The sequence below is a fragment of the Pseudomonas sp. 25 R 14 genome, from assembly GCF_900004755.1.
Taxonomy (GTDB): domain Bacteria; phylum Pseudomonadota; class Gammaproteobacteria; order Pseudomonadales; family Pseudomonadaceae; genus Aquipseudomonas; species Aquipseudomonas brenneri.
Map to the genome: position 1 here is coordinate 241,436 of NZ_CVTS01000051.1, position 9,444 is coordinate 250,879.

The 9,444-nt window shown below is 64.3% G+C and carries 7 protein-coding genes; all 7 read left to right on the top strand.

Annotated elements, in window-relative coordinates; translation table 11 throughout:
* Window positions 1-2: 2 nt before the first annotated feature.
* The 7 genes from gspK to BFQ03_RS18555 all read left to right on the top strand — a co-directional run bounded on the left by gspK (window position 3) and on the right by BFQ03_RS18555 (window position 9,113).
* On the top strand, window positions 3-938 hold the full coding sequence (gspK, locus tag BFQ03_RS18525) for a type II secretion system minor pseudopilin GspK (protein WP_175403908.1): 936 nt from the start codon (window positions 3-5) through the stop codon (window positions 936-938).
* On the top strand, window positions 935-2,047 hold the full coding sequence (gene gspL / locus BFQ03_RS18530) for a type II secretion system protein GspL (protein WP_032861033.1): 1,113 nt from the start codon (window positions 935-937) through the stop codon (window positions 2,045-2,047). The genes gspK and gspL overlap by 4 nt, the downstream gene beginning before the upstream one ends.
* On the top strand, window positions 2,040-2,567 hold the full coding sequence (gene gspM / locus BFQ03_RS18535) for a type II secretion system protein GspM (protein WP_032861032.1): 528 nt from the start codon (window positions 2,040-2,042) through the stop codon (window positions 2,565-2,567). Before gspL ends, gspM begins: the two co-directional genes overlap by 8 nt.
* On the top strand, window positions 2,564-4,846 hold the full coding sequence (gene gspD / locus BFQ03_RS18540) for a type II secretion system secretin GspD (RefSeq protein WP_065943724.1): 2,283 nt from the start codon (window positions 2,564-2,566) through the stop codon (window positions 4,844-4,846). The genes gspM and gspD overlap by 4 nt, the downstream gene beginning before the upstream one ends.
* A complete protein-coding gene (gspE, locus tag BFQ03_RS18545) occupies window positions 4,843-6,261 on the top strand; it encodes a type II secretion system ATPase GspE (protein WP_065943725.1) in 1,419 nt (472 codons plus the stop codon). The genes gspD and gspE overlap by 4 nt, the downstream gene beginning before the upstream one ends.
* Entirely contained in the window at window positions 6,261-7,472 is a 1,212-nt protein-coding gene (gene gspF, locus BFQ03_RS18550) for a type II secretion system inner membrane protein GspF (RefSeq protein WP_065943726.1), read from the top strand. The genes gspE and gspF overlap by 1 nt, the downstream gene beginning before the upstream one ends.
* A 450-nt stretch (window positions 7,473-7,922) precedes the next feature.
* Window positions 7,923-9,113 carry a substrate-binding domain-containing protein gene (locus BFQ03_RS18555; protein WP_032861026.1) on the top strand — a complete coding sequence of 397 codons (1,191 nt, stop codon included), beginning with the start codon at window positions 7,923-7,925 and terminating at the stop codon, window positions 9,111-9,113.
* Window positions 9,114-9,444 lie beyond the last annotated feature (331 nt).

Consider the following 9,444-nt stretch of genomic DNA (forward strand, 5'->3'; position numbering starts at 1 on the left):
CCATGAACAGGCATTTGCCCAGTGCGGCGAAGCAACATGGCATGGCGATTATCAGCGCGTTGCTGATCGCCGCCGTGGTGGCGGTGCTCGCCGGGGCCATGCTCACCCGCCAAAGCGTGTTTACCCGTAGCCTGGAGGCCGAACAACTGCGGGTCCAGGGCAGTTGGCTGTTGCAGGGTGCGCTGCAAGCCAGTCGACAACAGTTGTGGGATGCGCGGCGTAAAGACGTGCTGACCCGCCTCGATCAGCCCTGGGCGCGCCCCTTTGCCGGGGTGGTCGAGGGGCGCCTGGATGACGAGCAGGGCAAGTTCAACCTGCGCAACCTGGTCCGCCAGCAGCAGCCCGATGCTGCGCAATTGCAGAGTTTCCAGCGCCTGTGCCAGTTGCTTGGCATCGACCCTGGCGTCGGCCAGCGCATCAGCCAGCGGGTGCTTGCTTCGTATGCGCAACGTGCGGGCGAAAGTGAGGTGAGCAGCCTGCGCAGCACTTCACCCGAGGCCGCCCAGACCCTGCTGCCGGCCAAGGCTCCGATGCTGCGCAGCCTGGATGACCTCGCCGGTATCGACGGCCTTGAACCGCGTGTGCTGCAACGCCTGGCGGCGTATGTCAGCGTGCTGCCCGGCAATACCTGGGTCAATGGCAACACTGCCAGCGCCGAAGTGCTCAGTGCGGTGGTGCCCGGGCTCAGCCTGCCCCAGGCCCAGGGATTGGTGGCCGAGCGGGACAGCGGGCGCTGGTTTATCAACCGGGGCGATTTCGTCAACCGCCTGCGCATGCCCCACCTGGTGGTGGATTCGGTGCAGGTGGGGATCACCAGCGAGTGGTTCCGCTGGCACGGCCGCGCGCGTCGCGAGCAGCGCCGGGTTGCCGCGCAAGCGCTGTTGTATCGCCCCGAAGACCGGCAACCCCAGGTGATCTGGTGGCGGGTGGGCGCATGACGCGCTTGCGGATTGCCTTGCCGCCGCTGGACCAACTGAGTGCCGAGAGCCTGGTGCACTATGCCTGGCTGGACCGCACCGGGCAGGTCAGCCGGCAAGGGCAGGCCAGCCTTGGGCAGTTGGCACTACCGCGCAAGACCCTGGCGGCCCAGTGCTTCCTGCACCCTTGGGACAGTTTGCTGACCAGCCTGGAACTGCCGCCATTGACGGCGGCCAAGGTGACGGCAGCTGTGACCTGTGCAGCCCAGGCGCTGATCCTCGGTCCGGTGGCACAGGTGCAGGTGGTCCATGGCCCCCGGGAGAGCAACGGGCAAGTGCAAGTGGGGTGGCTGCCAAAGGCGGGCCTGGAACAACTGAACCGGGTCCTGGCCCAGGTGCATATCAGCCTGCGTGGCCTGTACCCGGCGCCCTATGCCTTGCCCGTACCGCCGGCGGGAGGCTTGAGCGTGGCCTGCGTCGAGGGGCATCTGCTGCTGCGCCAGAGCCTGCACCAGAGCGCCTTGCATCCCCTGGGCGCGCGAGCCCTGGAGGCGCTATTGAACGGTGGCGCGCAACTGCATCAGATCGATGAGCACACGGCCCAGCGCTGGCAGGGTGTGGTGCCGGGCTGGGGCTTGCACGGGCGCCTCAAACGCCCCAGCAACGGAGGTTGGGGGCGGGCACTGGGGCTCAGCGCATTGGCCGTGGCGGTCTGGACCCTGGGCCTGAACCTGTACGCCGCGCGCCAGGTAGGCGAAGGGCAACAGCTCAAGGCGCAGATGATCGCCCAGGTCAAGCAGGCCTTCCCGCAATTGCCGGTCATCCTCAATCCGCTGCAACAGGCCCGCCAGCAATTGGCCGCCGCGCAAGGCGCCGGCGCCGACCCCGGCCAGCGTTTCAGCAGCCTGGTGCAATTGGCGGGCAGCCACCTGCCGTTTATGGTTGGCAGCGTCCAGGCCCTGGCTTTTGAACAAGGCCGTTTGCACCTGCAATTGTTGCCCGACAGTCGCAACCCGACGGCCGCAGGTGATTGGCAGGCGGCGCTGGCCCAGGCCGGTTTCACCGCCACCCGTGATGATCACGGCTGGACCCTTGGGCCGCTCGACAGCCCGGAAGACGCCAATGAGTAAGCTCAGCTATCAACGCCTGCGCGCGCAGTTCCAAACGTTCTGGAGCGCCCTGGCGCTGCGCGAAAAACGCCTGCTGGGCGGCGGCGGGGCAGTGTTGGCGGGCCTGCTGGTGTGGTTGCTGTTGATTGAACCACCCTTGCAGCAGATCGACTACTGGCAAGCCGAAACCCCCAAGCTGCGTACCCAGGCTGCCACCTTGCAGGCGCTGTTGCAGGGCGCCAGTGCCGGCGCGCGCGCCGGGCAAGACCGCGAAGGTGCCTTGCGCCAGGCCCTCGACGCTGCCGGACTTGAAGGCCGCTATCAATTGCAGGTCGTGGACTCCAACGGCTGGCGCCTGACCTTTACCGACGCGCCAGCGGATGCCGTGGTCGGATGGTTGCTGGCGAGCCCACGCGCACTTTCCCTGGAGGTGTCCCAAGCACGCTTGCAGCGTGTTGGCGACACCGCTGAAAACCCGGCCGGCAGATTGTCCGGGACCGTTCGCATGGATCAGGCGCCTGGCGCTAAGGAAGCTTCATGAAGTGGTCATTCGCCCTTTCGGCGCCGTTTCGCCAGGTAGCGCCGCTGCTGTTGCTGGCGCTCAGTGCCTGTAGCAACACCCAGTCGCCGACACCTGCGCCATTGCTGGTGGACAGCGAACTCGGCCAGCCCCTGGCCGATACCCGGCGCAACGGTGTGCCGATACCCGAGCGCCAGCGTGAAATCACCCCTCAGCCACGGGTCCAACACCCGGTGACCCAACGCGCCCGTGGTCATGCCGCCGCCCCGGCCAAAGTGCGCAACCCGCTGGGCGACCAGCCGGTGCAATTGAACTTTGTCGAAGCCGACATCCAGGCGGTGGTGCGCGCCTTGTCCCGCGCCACCGGCCAGCAGTTCCTGGTGGATCCACGGGTCAAGGGCAACCTGACCCTGGTCAGCGAAGGCCAGGTCCCGGCGCATCAGGCCTATGACATGCTGCTGGCGGCGCTGCGCATGCAGGGCTTCAGCGTGGTGGACGTCGGCGGTGTCGCCCAGGTGGTCCCGGAAGCCGATGCCAAGCTGCTGGGCGGGCCGATCTACAATGCCGCCAGCCCCAGTGGCAATGGCATGCAGACCCGCACCTTCCGCCTGCAATACGAAAACGCGGTGAACCTGATCCCGGTATTGCGGCCCATTGTCTCGCCGAACAATCCGATCAATGCCTACCCCGGCAACAACAGCATCGTCATTACCGACTATGCGGAAAACCTCGCGCGGGTGGCACAGATCATTGACGGCATCGACACCCCGAGCGCCATCGACACCGACGTGGTGCCGGTGCAAAACGGCATTGCCGTCGATATCGCGGCGATGGTCGCCGAGTTGCTGGAAACCCAGGGCAACGACCAGACCCAGAAGATCGCCGTGGTCGGCGACCCGCGCTCCAATTCGATCATCATCCGCGCCGGCAGCCCCGAGCGTACGGAACTGGCGCGCAACCTGATCTACAAACTCGACAATGCCCAGAGCAACCCCAGCAATATGCACGTGGTGTACCTGCGCAACGCCCAGGCCGGCAAGCTGGCGCAATCCCTGCGCGGCATGCTCACCGGTGAAAGCGAAAGTGGCGTGAGTGACGAGGCCCGCACTAAGTTGAGTGCAATGGGCGGGGCAGGCACTACCAGTCAGGGCAGCCCCCAGAACAGCAGTGGCGCGCCGACCGGTAGCGCTGTCCAGCCCAGTGGTTATGCAAAGGACAGCACAGGTGCGAGCAATACCACCAGCGAGCAGAACACCGCTTTCAGTGCCGGCGGCGTGACGATCCAGGCCGATGCGACCACCAACACCCTGCTGATTTCCGCACCCGATCCGCTGTACCGCAACCTGCGTGAGGTGATCGACATGCTTGACCAGCGTCGCGCCCAGGTGGTGATCGAAAGCCTGATCGTCGAAGTCAACGAAGACGATGCCAGCGAATTCGGCGTGCAGTGGCAGGCCGGCAACCTGGGCGGCAAGGGTGGTTTTGGCGGGGTCAACCTGGGCGGCAGCGGAATCAACGGCACCCCCACCAGCAAGACCAGTATCGACGTGTTGCCCAAGGGCCTGAACATCGGCCTGGTGGACGGCACGGTGGATATTCCAGGGATCGGCCGGGTGCTGGACCTCAAGGTCCTGGCGCGGGCGTTGAAGAGCAAGGGCGGGACCAATGTGTTGTCCACGCCCAACCTGCTGACCCTGGACAACGAAGCGGCGAGTATCTTCGTCGGCCAGACCATTCCCTTCGTCACCGGCAGCTACGTGACCGGTGGCGGTGGCACCAGCAACAACCCGTTCCAGACCGTGCAGCGTGAAGAAGTAGGCCTCAAGCTGAACGTGCGGCCACAGATCTCCGAGGGCGGCACGGTGAAGCTGGATATCTACCAGGAAGTCAGCAGCGTCGACGCCCGCGCGTCGGTGGAGGCGGGGACGGTGACCAACAAGCGGGCGATCGATACCAGCATCTTGCTCGATGATGGACAGATCATGGTGCTGGGCGGGTTGTTGCAGGATGGCTATACCCAGAGCAACGACGCGGTGCCGTGGCTATCGGACATCCCGGGGCTGGGTGCGCTGTTTCGCAATGAGTCGCGCAGTGTGAACAAGACCAACCTGATGGTGTTCTTGCGGCCCTACATCATTCGCGACAGTGGCGCGGGGCGCAGTATTACGCTTAATCGCTATGACTTTATGCGCCGTGCCCAGGGTGGGTTGCAGCCGCAGCACAGCTGGGCGCTGCCGGATGTGCAGGCGCCGCAGTTGCCGGCGGTGGAGAAGGCGATTCCGGGGAGTGCACGGCCGTGAGCCTGCTCCCCTACGCCTGGGCCAAATCCCAACGCATTCTCCTGCACCCCACCCCCAGCGGCCCGCGCCTGACCATCTGCCCCTCGACTCCCGGCTGGTCGATCAGCGAAGTCCATCGCCAATTCGGCCAGGCCCCCATCGAACACGTACGCGACGATGAACTCGACGGCCTGCTGGCCAGCGCCTACGCCGACACCGGCAGTGCTGCAGCGGTGGTCGGTGCGGCCGAAAACGAAGTCGACCTCGACCGCCTGATGCAAGACATCCCCGAAATCACCGACCTGCTCGACACCCAGGACGGCGCTCCGGTGATTCGCATGATCAACGCCTTGCTGACCCAGGCCGCCCGCGACGAAGCCAGTGACATTCATATTGAGCCCTTCGAAACCCACTCGGTGGTGCGCTATCGCGTCGACGGCACCCTGCGCGATGTGGTGTCGCCGCGCAAAGCCCTGCATGGCGCGCTGGTGTCGCGAATCAAGATCATGGCTCAGCTCGACATCGCCGAAAAACGCCTGCCCCAGGACGGTCGTATCGCCCTGCGGGTCGCCGGGCGGCCGATTGATATCCGCGTGTCGACGGTGCCTACCGGCCATGGCGAGCGGGTGGTGATGCGCCTGCTGGATAAACAGGCCGGGCGCCTGCAACTGGAAACGCTCGGCATGGACCCGCAACTGTTGGCGCGTCTCGATGGCCTGATCCGCCAGCCCCATGGCATCGTGCTGGTCACCGGGCCCACCGGCAGCGGCAAGACCACTAGCCTCTACGCGGCCCTGGCGCGGCTGGACGCCAGTACCAGCAATATCCTCACCGTGGAAGACCCGGTGGAATACGACCTGCCGGGGATCAGCCAGATCCAGGTCAACGCCAAGATCGACATGACCTTCGCCCTGGCCCTGCGCGCGATTCTGCGCCAGGACCCGGACATCATCATGATTGGTGAAATCCGTGACCTGGAGACCGCGCAGATCGCCGTCCAGGCCTCGCTCACCGGCCATCTGGTGCTGGCCACGCTGCACACCAACGATGCGGTGTCGGCGGTCAATCGCCTGATCGACATGGGGGTGGAGCCGTTCCTGCTGGCCTCGTCGCTGCTTGGCGTGTTGGCCCAGCGCCTGGTGCGGCGCCTGTGCCCGCACTGCAAGCAGCCGGACCCGGCGGCGCCCGGCACCTGGCGCCCGGTGGGGTGTGACCAGTGCAACCAGGTCGGCTACAGCGGCCGTACCGGTATCCATGAACTGTTCTGCGTCGATGATGCGGTGCGTGGGCTGATCCACCAGGGCGCCGGCGAGCAGGAAATACGCATCGCCGCCCGCGAGGCCGGGATGTTCAGCATGCGTGAAGACGGCGAGCGCTGGGTCCGCAGCGGCGCCACTTCGCCGCAAGAAATCCTGCGCGTAACACGGGACGCCTGATGAATCGCTATCGCTATGAAGCCTGTGATGCCAGCGGCAAGCTGGAAACCGGGCACCTGGAGGCCGAGAGCCAGGGCGCAGCCTTTGCCAGCCTGCGCAGCCGGGGCCTGACCGCGTTGCTGGTGCAGGTCGAAGGCAGCGCCAACGCAGTGGGCGGCGGCAGCCTGTTCAGTGCCAAGCTGTCGGACAACGACCTGGCCTGGGCCACCCGCCAACTCGCCAGCCTGCTCGGTGCCAGCCTGCCACTGGAGGCGGCGCTGAGTGCCACGGTCGAGCAGGCGGAAAAAAAACACATCGCCCAGACCCTCAGCGCGGTGCGCGCCGATGTGCGCAGTGGCATGCGCCTGGCCGATGCATTGGCCGCACGGCCACGGGATTTCCCGTCGATCTACCGGGCGTTGATTGCGGCGGGGGAGGAGTCTGGCGACCTGGCCCAGGTCATGGAGCGCCTGGCCGACTACATCGAGGAACGCAACAACCTGCGCGGCAAGATTCTTACCGCGTTTATCTATCCGGGCGTGGTGGGCCTGGTGTCGATTGGCATCGTCATCTTCTTGTTGAGTTACGTGGTGCCGCAGGTGGTCAGTGCCTTTTCCCAGGCGCGCCAGGACCTGCCGGGGCTGACCCTGGCGATGCTCAATGCCAGTGACTTTATCCGCGCCTGGGGCGCGCTGTGTTTTGCCGCCCTGGTGGGTGGTTTCTGGTGTTGGCGCCTGTACCTGCGCAACCCCGTGGCGCGCTTGAACTGGCACAGCCGGGTATTGCGCCTGCCGCTGATCGGGCGGTTTGTGCTGGGGCTCAACACTGCGCGCTTTGCCTCGACCCTGGCGATCCTCGGTGGCGCCGGGGTGCCGTTGCTGCGTGCCCTGGAAGCCGCGCGCCAGACCCTGTCCAACGACCGCCTGAGCCAGAGCGTCAGTGATGCCACGGCCAAGGTGCGCGAGGGGGTCAACCTGGCGCCGGCACTGGCGGTGGAAAAGGTCTTCCCCCCCGTGTTGATCCACCTGATCGCCAGCGGTGAAAAAACCGGTTCCCTGCCGCCCATGCTGGAGCGCGCGGCGCAAACCCTGTCACGGGATATCGAACGGCGGGCCATGGGCATGACGGCCTTGCTGGAGCCGTTGATGATCGTGGTGATGGGCGCGGTGGTGCTGGTGATCGTGATGGCGGTGCTGTTGCCGATCATCGAGATCAACCAACTGGTCACTTGAATCCGACTGACACCATTGCCCAAATGTAGGAGCTGGCTTGCCTGCGATAGCATCACCTGGGTGTGACTGAAAAACCGAGTTGCCTGTATCGCAGGCAAGCCAGCTCCTACATTTGGATCACCTAACCTCGGGTTCCTCATTTCGTCATTTTTTAACCCACGGCACACAGCCGGTGTTCCTTCCAGCCCACGCCTCGAAACAACCCCTGCAACCTTGCTGTCACTCAGCCCGTTAAAAGCCAGAATCATTGCCAAAACACCCGAGAATCTTTTTAAAAATCAAGCTGTTCCTCCCGAGGTTTTTTCCTACATCTGTCATCGGAAACTGCGAACTTCGTGTCCATGGCCTCGCCCGGCAAGCCCTCTGGATCAAGGCGTGTGAACCGAGTGCCATGGCGTCATGCAAGAGCCATCTACCTCAACGTATGAACACGACGAAAGGAGCTTCTTCATGTTTAAGCGCAATGTTCTCGCGGCATCCATGACCCTCGCGGCCCTGTGCTCGGCCCAGGCAGCATTTGCTGATATCAACGGCGGCGGCGCAACCCTGCCACAGCCGCTGTACCAGACCCCCGGCGTACTGACTGCCGGTTTCGCCGCGTACATCGGTGTCGGCAGCGGCAACGGCAAAGCGGCATTCCTGGAAAACAAGTACGACAAGCTCGTACCTGGCGTGACCACCAAGAACGTGCACTGGGCGGGCAGCGATTCCAAGCTCAATGCCACTGAGTTGTCGACCTACGCATCGGCCAAGCAACCAGGCTGGGGCAAGCTGATCCAGGTGCCTTCGGTAGCCACTTCGGTTGCCATTCCTTTTCGCAAGAGCGGTGCCAACGCCGTTGACCTGAGCGTCAACGAGCTGTGCGGTGTGTTCTCGGGTCGTCTCACTGACTGGAGCCAGATCACTGGCGCTGGCCGTAGCGGTGCAATCACCGTGGTTTACCGCAGCGAAAGCAGCGGCACCACCGAACTGTTCACGCGCTTCCTCAACGCCCAGTGCGCTGAAACCGGCAGCTTCGCCGTTACCACCACCTTTGCCAACAGCTACAGCGGTGGCCTGCCGGCCGGTGCCGTTTCTGCCGCCGGCAGCCAAGGTGTGATGAATGCCTTGAACGATACGACGGTCGCTGAAGGCCGTATCACCTACATGAGCCCTGACTACGCCGCCACTACCCTGGAAGGCCTGGACGACGCTACCAAGGTCGCTCGCGTTGGCAAGGACGTGGCCAGCAACACTGCAGGTGTATCGCCAGCGCCGGATAACGTTTCCGCTGCGATTGATGACGTGTCGGTACCTGCCGTGGCTGATCGCTCCAACCCGGACAAGTGGGTACCTGTATTCGGTAAAAGCGGCGTAGCCGGTGTGGTGCCTTACCCAACGTCGGGCTACCCGATCCTGGGCTTCACCAACCTGATCTTCAGCCAGTGCTATATCAACGGCGACCAGTCCAACCAGGTGCGTGACTTCTTTGCCCAGCACTACGGCGAGACCGTCAACAACGATGACGCCATCCGCGCCAACCGTTTCGTGCCACTGCCAGACTCCTGGAAAAGCGCGATCCGCAGCAGCTTCCTGACCGCCGGCAACTCCCTGAGCATCGGCAAGACCGACGTCTGCAACGGTATCGGTCGTCCGCTGTAACCCCAGCGTTCATCGACCTGCAACACCTGATCAGCAACGGCCTGTGCCGTTGCTGATTTTTTATTTGCCTACCCGCCAACACCGGCCCCGGTAGCCGTTGCCGAGGGCGGTGGGCGCTAGATGAATTTTGCATGACAGAAGTTCAGTCCCGTCCCTCGCCAACCGCCTAACTCCCATACGTGATGTGCATCTCAACACACAAGGATGATTCCAGATGGTCCGCTGCAAACCACCGGTTAACCTGAATGCCCGCGGCCCGCACGGCCAGACAGTCTTGCGCCTCAAGCCGTTGGCCCATGCCATTGCCTTGTTGCTGGTGGCGGGCAGTGCC